Here is a 19,449-nt window from a genome sequence, read left to right as displayed (position 1 = left end):
CTGCAGGAAAAAGTAGTGATACCGACCGAGAGCTTACCATCCACCGTCTATGCCATTGCCGACGTCCATGGACGCGCCGATCTTCTCGAAGCCATGCTTGGATACATCGCCGCCCATGCGAATAATCATCAATCTAAGCCTGTCGTGATCTTTCTGGGCGATCTGATCGATCGCGGCCCTCACAGTCCGAAGGTACTCGATCAGGTCTGCTCGACACTCGATCTCTATCCGGGCTCCCGGCTCATTCTCGGCAATCATGATTTTTACCTACGTGAGCTCCTTCGCGGTGCCCTCACCTATGACGACGCTGTCAATTGGATGGACTGGGGAGGCGTCGCGACAGTGAGTGCATATTCCAGTCGTCCGGTGCCAGATTTTGAGAACATCGCCGCCGATATCCGCCGAGTCTTCCCACATCATGTGGACTTGCTCGAAAACGCGCATACGTTCATGGAAATGGGCCGCTTCTGTTTTGTTCACGCTGGAATACGTCCCGGCATTCTGCTCGCAAAACAGGACGAATACGACTTGCGCTGGATCAGGGCCGGTTTTCTGGACCACATGGACGTTCTTGACCACGTCGTTTTACACGGTCACACGATCACAAAGTCGCTGCGGCCCGAAGTTTACTCAAATCGCATAGCACTGGATACCGGAGCGTACCGGACTGGCCGGCTGAGCGCCGCCGTCATCACGCACGATGAGCTTTTACACTTCGTATGTACCGAACTGACCGAGAGCGGTTCCATCGAGGTCGGCGAGTGGCGGCCCGACTAATCGATAGGGAAGAGTAGATCGTTGTCACGGACTGTGTCGTGAAACTCGGACGTTGGCTCCGCCTTCGCGACAGACTGAATGGAACGTTTCTTCCGGGGGCAGTCGGTCCCGCTTTCCCGCCCTGTTCGGCCGGCGCGATGCTGAAAGCTCCGATGCTCTTCTATGTTTTGCTCCGGGCTATGCCCGCCTGCAGGTGGCGCGATGTCGCATGCCGGTAATGTCCGCTGCGTTGGTTCGACCCCTGAGTAAGAAGCCTGCGGCCCGCCGAGCTTGAGAATGCAGTGGGCTCAAGCAAACATATTCTCAATCTCCCCACGCTGCGTAGCGTGTTTTTCGGGGTTCTGCTGCTTCAGCTTTGCTAAATTGAGCAATTTCCACCGTACTGCCGGTAGTGCCGCTGCTTGTGGCAACCCGATGGCGTCGAAATCCGGTTCCGTATCATGGAGAGTAAGCAGGAATCGCATCGCTTTATCGTCGAGGCGGGCTCGAAGGTCATCTGTCAGCCGGACTCGCGCGTCTTTCAGTTCGATCAGGCTGACAGGCTCGATGGTCATGCCTTCGAATTCTTTCACGAAGGCGTCATCGATTTCGGACAATGACGGCCTGATCAGCTCATGCGGGGGGCGGCCGGAGCTTGCGACGTAGATGAGAAAGGTCCGAAACAACGCATCAGTGAGCCCTTCATTGTCATAGAGCAGCTTCACGTCGAAGAGATCGCGTGGGTGCTGACGGTCCACGGCGGCATGAAGCTTGCCACCAAACAGATCCTCGAAGGACACGACCTGCATTTCGGCAAAGCCGAACGCCTCGGCCACGCCATCCGTGACCGTCCGCAGTTCCGGAGGATGCACCGTTCCACGCGCGACCGGCGAGATTTCGATCTTGATTTCGGTGGTGCCCTGCCGGACGAGCACTCGCGTGTCATTGTTGCCGCCACCGGCGATACGCTGGACGTCGACGCCGCGCAGATTTTTCAGCAGGTCTTCACGAATGCGGTCAAGCGCGGCGTCGATACCGCTGAGCGTGGTGTCCCGATCCTCGATTGGAAGGTAGGTGAGGTCGATATCGACCGATAAGCGGGGCATATCCCTGTAGAACAGGTTGATGGCCGTTCCCCCCTTGAGGGCGAAGACATCCTGCCGAGCGATGTAGGGCAACGTCCTAACGAGCAGCTCGACCTGCCGCATATAGCGATCACGCGCCATTGATATTCTCCTTTGGCAGCAGGTCGGCAGGGACCGTTACGCGATAAATCGGGTGGAGCCTTCCGCCTGGGACAAGTGCCCGATCGCCGCGTCCCATGTCGATTTGCGATCTGTCGATATGCTTGAGCCACGCATGCGCGTGCTTGTCGGCATAGACGAAGAAAAGGCGTTTCACCTTTACACTGCGGCACTGGGTCAACAGCGTCGTCAACATTTTCGGGCGCAGATTGACCATTGCCTCAAACACCATGTCGATGTTGTGAAAGCTCTCGTTCTTTGGAAGTTCATCTAGAAGCTCCAGTATTGCCCGCTCTGCCGATGACATTTTGATAGGCCATCGCCACGGGCTCATGGCCAGTTCCTCATCTGGATTATCGGAGAGGCTGAATTCGCTGTCCTCGACGCCGTTGTTCTCGTCGGAGAACAGTCCATGACCTCGTCGGACGAACCTGGCATCGGTTGTCAATGTCATAAGCCAGTCAGGTATATCGGAGCCATAGAGGTAGACGCGCGTATCGCCGCCGAGCTGCAGGTAGTGGGAATGGCCGCGCAATCCAAGTGCGGTCCAACCTCCTACGTGGAAAACATGTCCCATGATCCACTGCGCGGATAGCAAGGGAATTTTCCAGCCCGTGACGGCTTGCGCCGTTTCTCTTGCCGAAAATGGTCGTCGGTAGACGCCTGTCGCGATCCGCTCAAGCCAACCCTGCTTGATATACGCCGATACGGATTGCCGTGAGATTGCATGGCGTGCCGTCCAAGCCGAATCGACGAGGAAGCCCGGCGGAACCGATTGGATAAGGTGCTTTAGCTTTGGCGTTGGATGTTCATTCATAATGGACATTATGGCACGAGTTCAAAGTGAATATCAAGTTTACTTTAAAACATTTATCGATTGTCAATTCAGAATTGACACGAATAGGAGATCCCGAAGCTGCGTACCGGGCCAGTTGGCAGCGCTTCGTTCGTTGCGTCTTAAACGCAATGCCAAAGTCTCACCCTGTGTGCCGTCGCACATGATGCGATCGATGAACACCTGTCCGACAAATCGAACGCTATGCGCCTAAGTCTCACATTGGAAGACAAGCCGTTCCCTATTTTCACTTCATTCCGGTTGATGGCAGTCCGGATGATCCGGACGAAGGTCAGTGCGGCGAGATCGAATACCAATCCGCTCCAGCCAATGGCGTTGCCAAACCCAGCTCTCTTGTCTGGCATCCCTAATCCAGTCCCGTCCTTGGACGGTCAACCCGCAGGGGGTTCGCAGTTCCTGCGACCTCTCTGGCTGCGCCGCCGAGGTGACCGCGGCCGGGCCCGGATCGAACGGGCGCCATTGAGCGGGGATTGGCCCCGCCAACGGATGGAGCCTCACATGTCGGATCTCAGCCTCGCACAAAACCACGCATTCGATCTTGCCCGGACCCTGATGGTCCCGGTCACCCTCTTCGAGGTGGATGGCGAGATCGGCGTCATGACTTCCGCCGAGTATGACGGCGACGAGGACGCCATCATCAATATCTATGATCCCTTTGCTTACGGATCGGCTCATTGAGCCGATCACCCCTTCGGGGGAAGCGCGTGCCGCTTGCGCTGATGCCGCGCAAGGGAGGCTTCGCCGCGAGCTTGTCCCGGCAGATCTGCACATTGCGAACCCGCGCCCTTGCGCGCTTCCATCTTCGCGGCCTGGGCGCTGACAGCCCGAACAGTCAGGAAAGCTAAGGAAGTGAAATGGAAAAGAATGACATCGAAGAGCTGCGTACCCAGGTGGGCTGCGCAGCCGTCCTTGAGCATGAGGGCTTCGCGATAGACAGGAAAGAGAGCACGCGCCGGGCAGTCAAATTCCGGCGCGACGACGACATCATCATCGTCATCCATGACGACAGGGGCTGGTTCGACGTTCGTTCGGATGCCAAGGGCGACGTTTTCGCGCTCGCAAGCTATCTCCATGGGATCGGCTTTGCCGAGGCCTTGGCGGTGGTCGGCGATCTCGTCGCGTTTCAGCCAACCGCAGCGACCTGGGAGAAGCCTCTTCGTCAAACACAAACAGGGGCTTCGGTTGCTGACCGCTGGAACCAAAGAAAGCGGCCGTGGCGAGCATCGGCAACATGGAGCTATCTTCGACACAACCGGGCGCTGCCATGGCAGGTTATCTCTGCGGCGATCGAGGCGGACGTTCTTCGAGAAGGCCCCTATGGCTCGATGTGGGCAAAACATGTCGATGAGACTGGCGCCGTCATTGGCTGGGAAGAGCGCGGCCCTGAGTGGCGCGGGTTTTCCACCGGCGGCGCCAAGGCGCTCTTCCGGTTTGGAATGAACGACGTTCGTCGGATTTGTGTGACCGAGGCGGCGATCGATGCACTTAGCCTGGCCGCAATCGAGCAGACACGATCCGACACGCTCTACGTCAGCACCGGCGGCGGGTGGTCGCCGCTAACCGCGCTCGCGTTGGAAAACTTAGCGTCCGGGGAAGGCACGTGGCTGGTGGCCGCGACCGACAACAATGTTCAGGGTGAGGTTTTTGCCGATCGTCTGCGCCAGATGGCAGATCGCGCCGGTTGCGATTTCTCGCGGCTGAGGCCGCGATGTGAAGACTGGAATGAGGAACTGAAGGACAGGAGGGAGAAAGGAGAGCTGCCGCATACGCGGCCAGCGCATCAAGGGTGAAGCTGCCGCCCGCCTGACGGCGGCCCTTGACCCGCTGCCCGCGAAGCGCCGGCTGAGGAGGGGTAATCAAAGGACTGAAAGGAGAGGTCGACCAGGCTTCGCTTCAGTCGTAACCCCGAAGGAGCCACAGATGTTCGCTTCCCCAGCAATACGTAAAGTGTTCGAAGGCGTCGCCAGCCGCCATGAGATGTACGCCCTGTTTAACCGCCACGCCCAGGCGCCATTCGACGATAACAGGATGAATGGCACGCGCTACGTCGGCGAGTGGTTTGAGATATCCGAAGCCGATCACGACCACATGTTCGAGATCCTCCCTCCGCTGTTTTATCGCGGCGACATGTTCGCCATGCGCGAGTTTCTGGCCGCCAGCGTCACCAGTGTCTTTTTCGCACTGACGATCGATGATCGGTCCCGTTGGTTTCACGGATATTGCGACCTGGGTGATCGTCAGTCACCTAACCGGATGCGTGCCGAAATCATCACCCGCGAATCCCGTCCCGTCCGCGCCATGAGCCGACAGGAAAAGCTCGATCATATCTGGAGCGCGACCGGACCTGATTTCCGCGGCTATGCCGACAACAGATTTCCAGCCGATCTACGCAATCGGCAGATCGTGCTGGTCTATCCCTCGGCTCAAGGCAAGATCTGGAAGCTGCTTGACGATCTGTCCGACGAGGAGATTGCCGCCAAGCTGCCGGTGCAGTTCCGTCTTTTGCCGGAAACGATCGCTGCCTAACGGCGGCCTTCATTTCCAAACCTCCACCATCCGCAGCCTGGCAACACCGCTTCTTCCCGCGAGTGTGCCTCGGCGCGCCCACTCACAGGAGTTTTTCCAATGGCGCATGACGATCCTTTCACCATCGACCTGTTCGGCAATACAGCTCTCGCATCCGGTTTCGATCTCGGTGTGCCGGGTTTCGCAGCAAACTTCGGGACCGATATCGATATTGACCCGCACCCCTCGACACTGGCGCCAGCCGCTCCGGTTCGCAAAGAACCGAAAACCACACCGCAGATGCGGACGAAGGTCGATTTCCGGCTGCAGGGTTCGCGCGGTCTCGCAAAATCGTGGCGCGAGCGGGCGCGCGATAATATCGCCGCCATCCTGCTGGCGGGCGAGATCGAACGACATGGTCTACCGGCCCGACCTGACCAGCAGGCCAGGCTTATTCGCTTTACAGGTTTCGGCGCGTCGGACCTGGCCAACGGCATTTTCCGGCGTCCCGGCGACGAGGCGTTTCGCAAAGGCTGGGAGGAGCTCGGCGGCAATCTCGAAAGTGCCGTTGCGCCTGGCGATTACGCGTCTCTGGCGCGCTGCACCCAATATGCCCACTTCACGCCGGAGTTTATCGTTCGTGCCATCTGGTCTGGCCTGCTCCGCATGGGCTTTAAGGGTGGCCGGATCCTGGAGCCGGGTGTTGGCACGGGGATGTTTCCGGCGCTGATGCCGGACACTCTCTCCAAGGTGAGCCATGTCACCGGTATCGAGCTTGATCCCGTCACCGCCCGTATCGTCCGGCTGCTGCAGCCACGGGCCAGAATCGTCTGCGGCGATTTTGCCCGCACCGACCTGTCCGACCATTTCGACCTTGCGATCGGCAACCCGCCGTTTTCCGATCGTACGGTGAAAAGCGATCCGGCCTTCCGCTCTCTCGGCTTGCGGCTGCATGACTATTTCATCGCCAAGTCCATCCACCGGCTGAAGCCCGGCAGGCTTGCCGCCTTTGTGACCTCGTCCGGCACGATGGACAAGGCTGACGCCCGCGCCCGTGAACATATCGCCGGCATGGCCGATCTTGTTGGCGCGGTCCGCCTTCCCGAAGGCAGTTTCCGCGCTGACGCCGGCACGGATGTTGTCGTCGATATCCTTTTCTTCCGGAAGCGCCGCGTCGACGAGCAGGCTGGAGACGACAGATGGGTCGATCTCGCGGATGTAAAGGTGGAAGGTGAGGGCAACAGCATCCGTATCAACAGGTGGTTCGTCGATCATCCCGACATGGTGCTGGGCCGCCATGCGGTCACCTCAGGTCCATTCGGCGAGACCTATACCTGCCTCCGGATCGGTGATGATCTTGAAACGAGCCTGAACGCCGCGATCAGTCAGCTACCAGCCGACATCTACGACGGCGAGCCTTCCACAATAGACTTCGCGCTTGAGGACGAAGTCGCCGATGCCATGGCAGAGCGGCCAGACGATCCCAAGGTGCGCGAGGGAAGCTATTTCATCGGCAAGGCCGCGGCACTGATGCAGGTTGTGGATGGGGTTGCTGTCCCGGTCGAGGTCAGGAAGGGTCGCAGCACTGTTGGCATCTTTGCCAAGCACGCCCTGATCATCCAAAAGCTGATCCCGATCCGCGATGCGGTCCGGCTCATTCTCAAGCTTCAGGAACGCGATCAGCCATGGCAAAAGGCGCAAGTGTCGCTGCGCATCGCCTGGTCGAGCTTCGTACGCGAGTTCGGCCCGATCAATTTCACCAGCGTCTCGACCGCGGAAGACCCGGAAACCGGGGAGATCAGAGAAACCCACCGCCGGCCGAACCTAGCGCCGTTCCTAGACGATCCCGATTGCTGGCTGGTGGCCTCGATCGAAGACTACGATCTGGAGACCAACACCGCCAAGCCGGGTCCGATCTTTACCGAACGCGTCATCGCGCCGCCGCCGGCACCCGTCATCACCTCCGCGCTCGATGCGCTTGCCGTGGTGCTGAACGAACGTGGTCATGTCGATCCCGATCATATCGCCGAGCTGCTGCATCGTGACGTTGAGGATGTTATCGGCGAGTTGGGCGAGGCGATCTTCCGCGATCCGTCCAACGGCTACTGGCAGATGGCTGATGCCTATCTGTCCGGCGCGGTCCGTTCGAAGCTCACTGTTGCCCGGGCGGCGGCCGAGCTTGATCCAGTCTTCGCGCGAAACGTCGCGGCGCTAGAGCGTGTCCAGCCTGCCGATCTCAGGCCTTCCGACATCACCGCCCGGCTCGGCGCGCCGTGGATCCCGGCCGATGATGTCGTCGCCTTCGTCAAGGAGACCATGAAGGCGGAGATCTCCATCCACCATCTGCCGGAGCTGGCGACATGGACGGCCAATGCCCGTCAACTCGAATGGTCGGCTGCTGGCACCACGGAATGGGGCACCCACCGCCGCCATGCCGGACAGCTTTTATCCGACGCCCTCAACTCGTCCGTACCGCAGATCTTCGACACGATGCGCGATGGCGAAACCGAGCGCCGGGTGCTGAACACGGTGGAGACGGAAGCCGCCAAGGAAAAGCTCGCCAAGATCAAGATGGCCTTCCAGTCCTGGATCTGGTCCGATCCGGATCGCACTGATCGGTTGGCGCGGGTCTACAACGATACTTTCAACAACATCGCGCCGAGATCCTTCAACGGCGATCATCTCAAGCTCCCCGGCGCCTCAGGCGCCTTTTCTTTGTATGGCCATCAGAAGCGTGGCATCTGGAGGATCATCTCCGCCGGCGCCACCTACCTCGCGCACGCCGTCGGTGCTGGAAAGACGCTGACCATGGTGGCCGCCATCATGGAACAGCGTCGGCTCGGTCTGATCAATAAGGCAATGCTCGTCGTGCCCGGCCATTGCCTGGCGCAGGCGGCCCGTGAATTCCTGGCGCTCTATCCCAATGCGCGGATCCTGGTCGCCGACGAGACCAACTTCGTCAGGGAAAAGCGCCATCGCTTCCTGTCGCGGGCAGCGACCGCCACCTGGGATGCCATCATCATCAGCCATTCGGCGTTTCGGTTCATATCCGTACCATCGGCTTTTGCAGCACAGATGATCCAGGACGAGTTGGAGCTTTACGAGGACCTCCTGGTCAAGGTCGAGCGTGACGACCGGCTGTCGCGCAAGCGCATAGAGCGCATGAAGGAAGGTCACAAGGAACGGCTTGAGGCGCTGGCGACGCGCAAGGACGACCTGCTGACCATCTCGGAGCTCGGGATCGACCAGATCATCGTCGACGAGGCGCAGGAATTCCGCAAGCTATCCTTTGCCACCAACATGTCGACGCTGCGCGGTGTCGATCCGAACGGTTCGCAGCGCGCCTGGGACCTGTTCGTCAAATCCCGCTTCATCGAGACGAAGAACCCGGGCAGGGCGCTGGTGCTGGCATCGGGCACCCCGATCACCAACATGCTCGGCGAGATGTTCTCCGCGCAGCGGATGATGGATCCGGCAGCATTGTCGGAACGTGGTCTGCACGAGTTCGACGCCTGGGCCTCGACCTTCGGCGACACCTCGACGGAACTCGAATTACAGCCGTCGGGTAAATACAAGCCGGTCACGCGCTTCAGCCAGTTCGTCAACGTTCCGGAACTCATTGCCATGTTCCGATCCTTTGCCGACGTCGTGCTGCCGGTCGATCTGAAAACCTATGTGAAGGTCCCCGATGTCTCCGGCGGCAAGCGCCAGATCGTCACCGCAGAGCCAACCGCTGCTTTTAGGGCGTACCAGAAGCAACTTGACGCGCGGATCAAGGCGATCGAGATGCGCGACGGGCCGACCAAGCCCGGCGATGACATCCTGCTCTCGGTCATCACCGACGGACGTCACGCCGCGATCGATCTGCGCCTGGTCGATCAGGCCATGGGCAATGAGACCGCCAACAAGCTGAACGCACTCGTTCTCAACACCTACCGGATATGGCAGGAAACGGGAGAGGCGGAATATTGCCGCAAGGACGGCAAGCCGTTCGACCGGCCGGGCGCCGGCCAGTTGATCTTCTCCGATCTCGGCACGATCAATGTCGAGGCCACGCGGGGCTTTTCTGCCTATCGCTGGATCCGCGATGAACTGGTCCGATTGGGCGTGCCGGCTTCCGAAATCGCCTTCATGCAGGATTACAAGAAGTCGGACGCAAAGCAGCGGCTGTTCAACGACTTCAATGCCGGCAAGGTTCGCGTGCTGATCGGCTCGTCCGAAACCATGGGCACCGGCGTCAATGTTCAGGCCCGTTTGAGAGCCCTGCATCATCTCGATGTTCCGTGGTTGCCATCGCAGATCGAGCAGCGCGAGGGCCGTATTATTCGTCAGGGCAATCAGCATGATGAGGTCGATGTCTTTGCCTATGCCACGCTTGGGAGCCTCGATGCCACCATGTGGCAGAACAACGAGCGTAAGGCCCGGTTCATAGCAGCCGCGCTGTCCGGTGACACCAGCGTTCGGCGGCTTGAGGACATGGGGGAGGGGCAGGCCAACCAGTTCGGCATGGCCAAGGCCATCGCGTCAGGCGACGAGCGGCTCATGCAGAAGGCGGGGCTGGAAGCCGAGATTGCCCGTCTCGATCGGCTGCGGGCCGCCCATATCGACGACCAGCACGCGATCCGGCGCCAGATCCGCGATGCCGAACGGGACATCGAGGTTTCCAGCCGCCGCATTGGGGACGTGGGCAAGGACATCGACCGTCTGGTCCCAACCATGGGCGACGCTTTTACTATGCAGGTCGGAAGTGCCGAATTTGACGAGCGCAAGCTCGCCGGCCGCGCGCTGATGAAGGAGATCCTGACGCTGGTTCAGCTTCAGCAGGAGGGCGAAGCCACTATCGCCACCATCGGCGGTTTCGATCTCGCATATCATGGCGAGCGGTTCGGCAAGGACGGGTACCGGTACGACACGCTGCTTCAACGAACAGGTGGCGACTACGAGATCGACCTGGCCGTCACCACCACGCCCATCGGTGCCATCTCCCGGCTCGAGCACGCGCTTGGCGGGTTTGAACAGGAACGCGAGAACCATAGCAATCGTCTCGCCGATGCGAAACGTCGCCTCGCCTCCTATACGCCGCGTCTGGGTGAAAGCTTCTCATTCGAAGCTGAGCTTGAACTCAAGCTGAGCCAACTGGACGAGATCGAAAGGGATCTGGCGGCGACCGCCGATGAACCAGAGGAGGATAGCCAGCAGGCCGCATGAACGGCGGTATATCCACCGTCACTTGAAACGAGGTCGGGCGATACACACCTGTCGGTCATCACCCGTTTCGATGGTTTGCCTCACAGTGGCGATTTGCCGCGCGTTTGAAACTGTCCGGGTTGGAAAGGGCGCTCCCCGAAAGGGTCGAGCGCCCTTTCGTTTTGAGACCTTAGAAACCTACTCGCTGAGTTTGTAGATCGCCGCGTTGTCCTGCAGTTCCCGCAGGCCCTTGTACGAGGCGTGCCGCAATTTGCCATCGTCGGTCCAGGCGCGGTACTCGATCTCGGCAATCAATGTCGGTTGAACGAAGACGGCCCCCTTCTTATCAACCGCAACTGGAGCACGCCTGGTCTTCAGCGTGTCCAGCATCCGGCGCAGTTCGATAGTGTCTTTCTCTTTGAAGCCAGTCCCGACCGAACCGACATAGACGAACGCGGCACCCTGGTAGGCCGCCAGCAACAGCTGCCGATCCCACCGCGCGCCGCGGTGGATGGCTCGTATCCGACAATCATAAAGCTTCCGCTCTGGATGCATTTGATCTTCAGCCAGTTGCCGAGCCGACCCGAGCGGTAGGCACTGTCGCGGTGCTTGGCGATGATGCCTTCCAGGCCGTGCTCGCGCGCGGCCGCCAGAAGTGTCGCGCCATCCGCTTCGACCTCCTGCGAGACGCGGATCGCTCCTTCGCCTTCGCCGATCAGGTCTTCCAGCAGGTGACGACGTCCGGACAACTCCATCTTCGTCAGGTCATGCCCGTCGAAATACAAAAGGTCGAATGCGTAGAGGATCGCATGCTCAGAGGCTTGTCTGCCCCCGCGCCCGCCAAGTGAACGCTGCAGCGCCCCGAAATCCGAGCGGCCCTCGGCATCGAGGACAACGGCTTCCCCATCGAGAATGGCGGTCCCGACGTCAAGCTTGCGCGCAGCGCCTGCGATCGCCGGAAACCTGTCGGTCCAGTCATGACCGCCACGTGTGATGATCCGCACCGCTTTCGGCTCGATGTGAACTGCAATACGATAGCCGTCCCATTTGATCTCGTAGATCCAGTCCGGTCCGGTTGGCGGTTTTGCTTTCAACAGCGCCAGGCACGGTTCGATACGCGCTGGCATCGGATCGAAAGGGAGCTGCGGCTGGGCAGGATCGCGGATTTTAAGCGGTCGCGAGCGGATCGGGAGATCCGTCTCCCGCAAAAGCGGCTGGGATTTTTGGCGCGGCGGCTTTGTCATGGCCAGAGTTCAGCAGCAATTGCTTAAAATCGTGTGACATCGCTGGGAAATGGAAGGGAGGACGACGAGGGAGGGGAGGAAGGAGGGGAAGGAAACCGGTTCGCAAGAGCGGTCCAACGGCTGCTGCTTCTCTCAATCGCGCCGGTTGCCGAGACCGGGCAAGCTTGCCTCGCAAGGCAGGTGTGCCTCGCTCGCCCGCAAGCCAGGTCTGCTCCGGCGCAATTGCAGCCGCCGTCCCGTCCTGCGGTTCGGGAGATGTCTTCGAGAAGAAGACGAGGAGGCAAGGACAGTCCGTCCGCCCGAAACCGAAAGGTCATTCCCATGCAGTTGATTACAGCCGATCCGCGCAGCCTGAAGGACAATCCCGACCGGTCCCGCCAGTCGAAATCCTCACCCCAGTCCGACGCGCTGCTCTGCGCATCGATCAGGGCAATCGGCGTCGTTCAGCCACCAATCGTCAAACTCGATCCCGATGGCGGCAATAGCTATATCATCGTCTTCGGACATCGCCGCGCCGCCCAGGCGATTGCCGCGGATCTCTTGGAAATTCCGCTGCTGCTGGCCGATCCCTCCGACGATCTCGGCGCCATGCAGTCCTTTGCGGAGAACATCGCCCGCGAGCCGCTGAACCCCGTCGATCAATGGCGCGCCATCGAACGGCTGGTGGCCCTGGGGTGGACCGAAGAGTCGATCGCGATGGCGCTGGCACTTCCGAGCCGGCAGATCCGCAAGCTACGGCTGCTCGCCAACATCCTGCCCGCCATGCTCGACCAGATGGCGCGGGGCGATATGCCGAACGAGCAACAGCTGCGCACGATCGCCGCCGCCGGCCAGGACGAGCAGGCCGAGGTCTGGAAGAAGTACAAGCCGAAGAAGCAGGACCCGCAGGTCTCGTGGTGGGAGGTGGCCCGCTCACTGACCACGACCCGGATGCTCGCCAAGCATGCAAGCTTCGGTGACGAACTGGCGCAGGCTTATGGCATCACCTGGGTCGAGGACCTGTTTGCACCCGCTGACGAGGACAGCCGCTATACGACAGACGTCGAGGCGTTTCTCGGTGCGCAGCAGGAATGGCTCTCCAACAATCTGCCGAAGCGTGGCTCGGTGATCGAGGCCAATGAATACGGCCAGGCGAAACTGCCGGCCAAAGCGCAACAGGTCTACGGCAAGGCCGGCAAGGGTGACCTGACCGGCTGGTACATCAACGCCCGCGACGGCTCGGTGCAGTCGGTCGCCTATCGCATGCCCGACGTGAAGAAGCCCAAGCTGGTCAAGGATGCCGATGGTGTCGAAACTGTTGTCGAGGATGTCGAGGAACCGAAAGCACGGCCCGATGTAACCCAGAAGGGCCTCGACATGATCGGCGACTTGCGGACTGACGCTCTGCACGAGGCGCTTGCCCGTGCGCCGATCGAAGACGACACGCTGATGGCTTTGCTCATTCTCGCCTTCACCGGCATGAATGTCAGCGTTGCCAGCGGCGCATCGGACAATCCCTATGGTCATGCGAAATGCGGCCCGCATGCTGCTAGGCTGATTGGCGAGGACGGCAAACTGTCCTCCGATCGCGAGACACTGGTGCAGGCTGCACGCTCGGTTCTGATCGAAGTCCTATCGCTTCGGCGCAATCGCTCCGATAGCGGCCTGATCGCCCGCATTGCCGGCGACGCTGTCGGTGCTGATGAGTTCCTGCCCAATATGGCGACGGAAGACTTCCTCTCATGCCTGTCACGCACTGCGCTTGAGGCGACCGCGGAAACGGCGGGCGTGCCCGGTCGGATCAAGGTGAAGGATACCCGCGCGGCTCTGGTTGAGCATTTTGCCGACGGACGGCTGGTGAATCCGGCAGCGCTGCTGGCGCCATCCACTGAGGAGGTGCGATCGTGGGTCGAACGCTACACCAGCGTCGACAGCGGATTGGAGGATGCTGACGACGTTCCCGATACGCTGGAAGATCAGCTTTCCGGTGGTGAGGTTGTGGACCATTCTGCGGCCGAGGAAGAGGCGGACGAAGGTTTCCGCGAGGCTGCCGAATAAACGCCAGGCACCAGGATCTGAACCGACGCCGCTGGCTCATGCCGGCGGCGTTTCTGTCTCAAACAGTTAGAAGGAGTTTGTCATGGCAGAGATCCATGATGACATGGCCACAGAAAAAGCAGTGCATGAGGCTGAACTAAGGGCATTGGACCGGCCGACGATACATGCCGGAGCATCGACGCCTTGGGGCATGGCACAGGTCTCGCGGCGATATGCCGACGGTATCGTTCTGCATTCGACCGCCAGTCACGGCGGCTTCCATCTGGATGAAATTGCAAACGCCGTCGTCCATCCCCTCTATCGTAATGACAACGGATTCTACGAGGAGGATTGTGAATGGGCGAAGATCGCCCACGCCTTTCCGCAGCTGTTCACCGCCTATGAGCGGCGCCTCGGCGATCGCACACTTCGCGACTCTTATCCTGATGCCTACGAGCGCGTCATGGGCGTCGCATTGGACGGCAGTCAGTCTCACATGCGGGACCGGCAGGAATTCGAGAGCCGCCATCGCAATGACTGGGTGGTCATCGCGGCCCTCAATTCCGATCACCAACCGGGTTTCGTCGAGTGCATCGCGACGCTGGGCGGGTTTCGGGGCGAGACAGGCGAACGACGGTTCCTGGTTCCACGCGCCGACTACCAGATCGGCCGACACGGCTTCGTCATTGATCCACTGAAGCACCAGCCATATGACGGTCCGTCCAGCTTCGTGACCTGGGCGGCGAGGCAATGACTGCCGCGCTCACAGACTGCGACCCACCTCGAAATCAGGTAATCGATTTCATCGAGCTCTATCGCAGGATCTGGGCACGGCAGCAGGATTGCCGCTCCCGGCGGGCTGAGCTGACACGATAAACGAAGGCGCGGTGGAAATGCAAAGCACGGCGTGGCCCATTCACTGATCACAGAATGCATATCAACTGAGCCGGGTGAGAGGGGTCCGGCCACTCGAAGGTACGGTAAGAGCGCTGATCGAAACGCGGAGCCAGAGAACTGGCGGCAACCATCCTGGCACACTGTGATGGGACCGGGATTTGTCAGTGGCCTGCGTGGGTGAAGCGGCGTTGCCACGGTCGGATCGGCGATGGCGATTGCGTCATGCTGCCGAGAAACCAGATCGTCGGCCGGCACAGCACCTCGGTTTTGCTGCGGTCTGACATGGGCGCGCCCCGGTCAAAGGCCGCTTTCGCGCCGCGTTGCGGCAGGATCATCGCCTCGTCGCAAGGCAGGCCCGCGTCTGTCGCAGCCCGCTTGAGGCGGGCAGCACCATCCGCAAACCGTCCTCGCTCCTCCTGGCGATGCCCTGACCTTGGGCCGGGCCGCTGGTGCCCATGTCCTTTTGCCCGCACCCGAGGGGCTGAGCCGGACGACGTCAGGCACCCCGGGCTTCGCTGAAACATCGCTCATAAAGGATCCGATCATGGCACCGCTCAACCGCTCCACCCAGAAAAACCGCCCAGCCAAATCCCAGCGCGCCACCACCCTCGAAATGGTCAGGCACGCCTGCCCCGATACAGCCCAGGCACTGCGCATCTCGGAAAGCTTCGGCCTTGCCCTCATCGACAGCGACGGGATCCGCGACCTCCACCGCGGTCAGTTGATCGAAAGCGCCGATGCCCTGAAGGACGGCCTTGCCGAAAAGGCCATGCAGATCCACATGCAGCGCATCGTCGGATCCTTCGTCGGCTCAGCCTACGGCGCGGGGCAGTTTTACAGCCGCGCGGTAACCGAAGCCCGCGATCTCACCATGAAGCTCTCCAACGATACCAGGGACGAGGACCTCGACGGCCCGGTAGGCTTCGACAGCCGCGCCCAGCGAAAGCGCGAGTTCGCAGCCGACATGGGCCTGCAGGCCCATGTGGTTCGCATGGCAGCCGAAGGAGCCGTCTCGGCTTACGAGGACATAACCGGCGAAACCTGGAAGCCCTACGAGCGTACGGTCGAGCAGCCCGCCAACTCAGTCGACCAAAAGGCCGCGACGGCCCAGATGGCAGCATTTGAATAGGACGATCGCGGGGCTTCGGCCCCGCCTGAGGCCCCATTTAGGAAAATCATAAATGGGTAAATGCGCCGTAGGGTCCGAGCGCCCTCTTTCTCCGGTCAGCCGTCCGTCGATACCGTCACGGAGGTCCACGCATCGATCTCTTCTTGGAGACGCTTGAGTCTCGCCGATACATGCTTGAGAGCGTCGCTGCCAAGGAGAAGTTGCGGTGGCGGGTTATCGGTCTCGACTAGGATCAAGACGGCTGCAGCGAGTTTCTCTGGATCACCAAGCTGCTTGCCACTGACTGCCTGCCGGGCCTCGCGTATCGGATCAAAAAGGGAATCGTAATCCGCGATCGACCTTTCCGTGCGGATCATCGAACGTCCGGCCCAGTCTGTGCGGAAAGAGCCGGGGCATAACGTCGTCACATGCACACCGAACGGCGCCATTTCTGAACGCATCACTTCCGATATGCCTTGCAGCGCAAACTTGCTGCCACAGTAATACCCGATACCGGGCATGGTGATCATGCCGCCCATCGACGTGACATTGACGATGAAACCCTGGCGCCGTTCGCGGAACCTGGGAATAAACGCCTTGGCGACAGCTACAGCGCCAAAGACGTTCACGTCGAACTGTCTGCGCATCTCTTCGAGAGGCGATTCTTCGATGACGCCCTCGTGGCCGTAACCCGCATTGTTGATGAGCACATCGACCGGCCCGTACTTGTCTTCCGTATCACGGACGACATCCGGAATCTGGTCGAACGCGGTGACGTCGCAAAGGACGGGGTGAATGGCGGGCACGGCTGCGGCAAGCGCCGAGCGTGCCGTCTCGGAGCGGACGGTGCCGATCACCTGATGGCCCATCTGAGCAGCAGCCGTAGCGATGGCCAAGCCGAAGCCGGAATTTGCGCCGGTGATGAAAAAGGTCTTTCTCGACATGATGTGCGAACTTCCTTGATTGAGGAGACGTTTGACAGATAGTATTAATCGTCCGGCTGAACGATTGCGGATCCGATGAAGTTGTTGCCAAATCCTATGATTGATGGACATCGCCAATCGATGCGAGGCCAGCTGGTCGAGTTGGCCGGCGGTCTAGCTCCGCGTCACGGATACAATCCGACCGGGCTCGATCGCGTTCGTATTCTCCGCACCGAGGCCGTGCTCCACGATGTCCCGGTCCTCTATAACCCAGGCGCCGTGTTCGTCCTGCAGGGCAGCAAGCAGGGCATGCTGGACGGAGAAATCTTCCGCTACGATGAAGACCACTATCTGGCTGTTTCTGTCCCCGTGCCTTTCCGGATGGAATCGACCGCCAGTCCGGAGAGGCCATTGCTTGCGGTCTATCTCGAATTCGATATGCAGTTGGCGGCTGAGATCGCCCTGCAGGTCGAAAAGCGCAGCGAGCTTTCAGGTCATCCGCCACGCGGTCTGATGTCGAACAAGATGGATGCTAACATCGAGGACGTCCTGTTACGCCTGTTGAGGGCGCTTCGCAGTCCGGTCGAAAGTGCCGTTCTGGGTGCGGGTATTCTGCGCGAACTGCACTATCGGGTGCTGGTCGGTCCGCAAGGCGGCGCAATGATTGCCGCGCTTCAGCACAGTGGGCCATACGGGAAAATCTTCCGGAGCTTGGCCTGGCTGCGGCAGCACTACGGCACGGAAATCTCCATCGCCGACCTGGCCGGCAGGGTGGGCATGAGCGCGCCGTCCTACCATGTGAATTTCAAGGACCTGACTGGCACCAGTCCGATGCAATACGTGAAGGCCATGCGGCTGCAAGAAGCAAGATTGATCATCGCCCGCCAGGAGAAGACGATTGCGGTGGTCGCGAGGTCAGTCGGTTATGCAAGCCCGGCCCAGTTCAGCCGAGACTTTAAGCGACATTTCGGTCGCACAGCGTCGGAGGAGGCGAAATGGGTCAGACACCACCTTGGCGAACTCGTCTGAGCATAAGCGAGGAGGCATAATGCCCGTTCCGGCAATCTCTCACATGTGGGCGTTCGCTTCGATTATTCGATTGGGAGTTGTGGCCACTATGCAACCCGCTCCCATTCGGCACCTCCCGATGATGCCATAGTCGTAACACTTGATCTGTCAGTAGGCCAAGTCCACTGCGGTCTCGATGGGGCATGTCTGACCAAAGACCGCCTCGCGGTGCTCGGCTCGCTCGGCATCCGCAACGGCCGGCTCGTTTTCTTCCCCTGTCGGCTTAGCCGCCATTCCTCGCGAGGCATATGTGGACACCCCCTCGGTCAAGCCTATCTTCTGATCTTTTTGAACCCGGCTGGCTGCTCGCATATGTCCGGCCTCTCTGATGATCGGCCGAACGGCCGCGGGCCTTGATGAAATCCGCGGATCATGGTCCCAATCAAAAAAGCGCATTCTGCAGATGCAGTCTCGCGAACGGGTTGTCCTGATCCCCGGCGGAACCGGTATTCATCACGATCGTCTGGCAGGCCCTCCGAACTCGGTGACGCTGTTGCGTCGGTTTCTATGCGATGGCGTTTGTGTATACCGTCTGCCGCGTCATCACGGCCCATGCGATCCGCGCCATCTTGTTCGCCAGCGCCACGGTCGTCAGGCGCGGGGGCTTCGTCAACAACAATTTCCTGACCCACTCGATGAGCGGCCCGTGCATCTTATGCCTGACATGCCTGAGGACGGCTGTCGCGCCAACGATCAGCAGCGTTCGCAGATATCGGTTCCCGGCCTTCGTGATCCTGCCGAGGCGCTCTTTTCCTCCGGACGAGTTCGATCGTGGCGTCAGCCCGAGCCATGCGGCAAATTCTCGCCCCGACCTGAAGACTGACGCATCAGGCACCGTCGCCGCCAATGCTGTGGCAGTGATTACGCCGACGCCCGGGATCGTCGCAAGCCTGCGGCCTGCTTCGCTCGTTCGTTGCCATTCGCGTATCTTGGCTTCAAGTGTCCTGACCTCGGCGGTCAGGGAGTCGATTTGCCTGGCCAAGGATACGACAATGTCAGCCACGAGCGGCGGAACGTCCAGCTCGGTCGGCTCGTGTGCGAGCACCCGCTCGACGAGCTCTGCCGTTCTTTCTATCCCGACCGGCGCCACGATGCCGATCTCCGTGAGATGGCCTCGTAAGGCGTTCACCAGCATGGTCCTCTGCCGGATGAGGAGAGCACGCGACTTGTGCACCATCAGGATCGACTGCTGCGACGCGGTTTTGATTGGAACGAACCGCATGGTCGGCCGGGTCACAGCCTCGCAGATCGCCTCGGCATCCACCATGTCGTTCTTCCCCCGCTTCACGTACGGCTTCACATAAGCCGGCGCCATCAGCTTGACCTCATGGCCCATGCCTGTCAGTTCGCGCGCCCAGTGATGCGCGGAGCCGCACGCCTCCATGCCGATCAGACTCGGCTTCAGCTTGGCAAAGAATGCAAGAAGGTGTGCGCGCCGGAGTTTCTGAGCGATCACGACACGATTGCTGTCATCAATGCCATGTACCTGGTCGGGTAGCAGCGGCGCATTGCTGCGCGGCCGCCCCCTAAGAACCGGACATGCGGATCACCCCGCATCCGGCTCAAGCCATTCTTCAGCACCATGGTGTGGCACCGAACAACTGGACGGAGGGTTTCGCAATTCGACGGCGGACGAAGTAAGTGG

Annotated in this window: 14 protein-coding genes and 1 pseudogene; 9 read left to right on the top strand and 6 right to left on the bottom strand. The window is 60.4% G+C overall.

Annotated features, from left to right (window positions below):
* Nucleotides 1–15: 15 nt before the first annotated feature.
* Nucleotides 16–777: a metallophosphoesterase gene (locus HGO38_RS23325; RefSeq protein ID WP_250958225.1), complete on the top strand. Its 762-nt coding sequence runs from the start codon at nucleotides 16–18 to the stop codon at nucleotides 775–777.
* Between the two features lie 287 nt (nucleotides 778–1,064).
* Here the strand turns inward: HGO38_RS23325 and HGO38_RS23320 are convergent, their stop codons facing one another.
* Nucleotides 1,065–1,982 carry a nucleotidyl transferase AbiEii/AbiGii toxin family protein gene (locus HGO38_RS23320; RefSeq protein WP_250958224.1) on the bottom strand — a complete coding sequence of 306 codons (918 nt, stop codon included), beginning with the start codon at nucleotides 1,980–1,982 and terminating at the stop codon, nucleotides 1,065–1,067.
* Nucleotides 1,972–2,817, bottom strand: a complete 846-nt coding sequence (locus HGO38_RS23315) for a type IV toxin-antitoxin system AbiEi family antitoxin domain-containing protein (RefSeq protein ID WP_250958223.1) — start codon at nucleotides 2,815–2,817, stop codon at nucleotides 1,972–1,974. Before HGO38_RS23315 ends, HGO38_RS23320 begins: the two co-directional genes overlap by 11 nt.
* 537 nt (nucleotides 2,818–3,354) lie before the next feature.
* On the opposite strand from HGO38_RS23315, the gene HGO38_RS23310 reads away from it, so the two are divergent.
* From HGO38_RS23310 to HGO38_RS23295, 4 genes are all read left to right on the top strand, one after another.
* Entirely contained in the window at nucleotides 3,355–3,534 is a 180-nt protein-coding gene (locus HGO38_RS23310) for a hypothetical protein (protein ID WP_250958222.1), read from the top strand.
* Nucleotides 3,535–3,710: 176 nt separating this feature from the next.
* Nucleotides 3,711–4,646: a DUF3991 and toprim domain-containing protein gene (locus HGO38_RS23305; protein WP_250958221.1), complete on the top strand. Its 936-nt coding sequence runs from the start codon at nucleotides 3,711–3,713 to the stop codon at nucleotides 4,644–4,646.
* Between the two features lie 130 nt (nucleotides 4,647–4,776).
* Complete coding sequence (locus HGO38_RS23300) at nucleotides 4,777–5,382, top strand: DUF1419 domain-containing protein (RefSeq protein WP_250958220.1); 606 nt, start codon at nucleotides 4,777–4,779, stop codon at nucleotides 5,380–5,382.
* A 99-nt stretch (nucleotides 5,383–5,481) separates the two neighbouring features.
* Nucleotides 5,482–10,569: a helicase-like domain-containing protein gene (locus HGO38_RS23295; RefSeq protein ID WP_250958219.1), complete on the top strand. Its 5,088-nt coding sequence runs from the start codon at nucleotides 5,482–5,484 to the stop codon at nucleotides 10,567–10,569.
* A gap of 177 nt (nucleotides 10,570–10,746) precedes the next feature.
* Here HGO38_RS23295 and ligD read toward each other — a convergent pair.
* A pseudogene (ligD, locus tag HGO38_RS23290) lies at nucleotides 10,747–11,792 on the bottom strand (non-homologous end-joining DNA ligase).
* Between the two features lie 321 nt (nucleotides 11,793–12,113).
* Here ligD and HGO38_RS23285 point away from each other — a divergent pair.
* Both HGO38_RS23285 and HGO38_RS23280 read left to right on the top strand, forming a co-directional pair.
* The gene (locus HGO38_RS23285; RefSeq protein WP_250958218.1) at nucleotides 12,114–13,829 is read left to right on the top strand and encodes a ParB/RepB/Spo0J family partition protein; all 1,716 of its coding nucleotides are present in this window, start codon (nucleotides 12,114–12,116) and stop codon (nucleotides 13,827–13,829) included.
* A gap of 82 nt (nucleotides 13,830–13,911) precedes the next feature.
* Nucleotides 13,912–14,562 carry a DUF7007 domain-containing protein gene (locus HGO38_RS23280; RefSeq protein WP_250958217.1) on the top strand — a complete coding sequence of 217 codons (651 nt, stop codon included), beginning with the start codon at nucleotides 13,912–13,914 and terminating at the stop codon, nucleotides 14,560–14,562.
* 304 nt (nucleotides 14,563–14,866) lie between these two features.
* Here HGO38_RS23280 and HGO38_RS23275 read toward each other — a convergent pair whose 3' ends face one another.
* Nucleotides 14,867–15,040 carry a hypothetical protein gene (locus HGO38_RS23275; RefSeq protein ID WP_250958216.1) on the bottom strand — a complete coding sequence of 58 codons (174 nt, stop codon included), beginning with the start codon at nucleotides 15,038–15,040 and terminating at the stop codon, nucleotides 14,867–14,869.
* Between the two features lie 209 nt (nucleotides 15,041–15,249).
* Between HGO38_RS23275 and HGO38_RS23270 the strand changes: the two genes are divergently transcribed.
* Nucleotides 15,250–15,834, top strand: coding sequence for a hypothetical protein (locus HGO38_RS23270; protein ID WP_250958215.1), 585 nt, complete (start codon nucleotides 15,250–15,252; stop codon nucleotides 15,832–15,834).
* A 95-nt stretch (nucleotides 15,835–15,929) separates the two neighbouring features.
* Here the strand turns inward: HGO38_RS23270 and HGO38_RS23265 are convergent, their stop codons facing one another.
* Nucleotides 15,930–16,757, bottom strand: a complete 828-nt coding sequence (locus HGO38_RS23265; RefSeq protein ID WP_250958214.1) for an oxidoreductase — start codon at nucleotides 16,755–16,757, stop codon at nucleotides 15,930–15,932.
* Between the two features lie 81 nt (nucleotides 16,758–16,838).
* Between HGO38_RS23265 and HGO38_RS23260 the strand changes: the two genes are divergently transcribed.
* Nucleotides 16,839–17,765 (top strand): AraC family transcriptional regulator, encoded by a 927-nt coding sequence (locus tag HGO38_RS23260; RefSeq protein WP_250958315.1) that lies wholly within the window; start codon nucleotides 16,839–16,841, stop codon nucleotides 17,763–17,765.
* Between the two features lie 544 nt (nucleotides 17,766–18,309).
* On the opposite strand, the gene HGO38_RS23255 is transcribed toward HGO38_RS23260, so the two are convergent.
* Nucleotides 18,310–19,305 carry an IS110 family RNA-guided transposase gene (locus HGO38_RS23255; protein WP_250958314.1) on the bottom strand — a complete coding sequence of 332 codons (996 nt, stop codon included), beginning with the start codon at nucleotides 19,303–19,305 and terminating at the stop codon, nucleotides 18,310–18,312.
* Nucleotides 19,306–19,449: the final 144 nt, after the last annotated feature.

It is taken from the genome of Rhizobium sp. CG5 (assembly GCF_023701945.1).
GTDB lineage: Bacteria > Pseudomonadota > Alphaproteobacteria > Rhizobiales > Rhizobiaceae > Allorhizobium.
The sequence above is the reverse complement of the archived record's forward strand: the minus strand, read 5'-3'. Positions and strand labels throughout refer to the sequence as shown.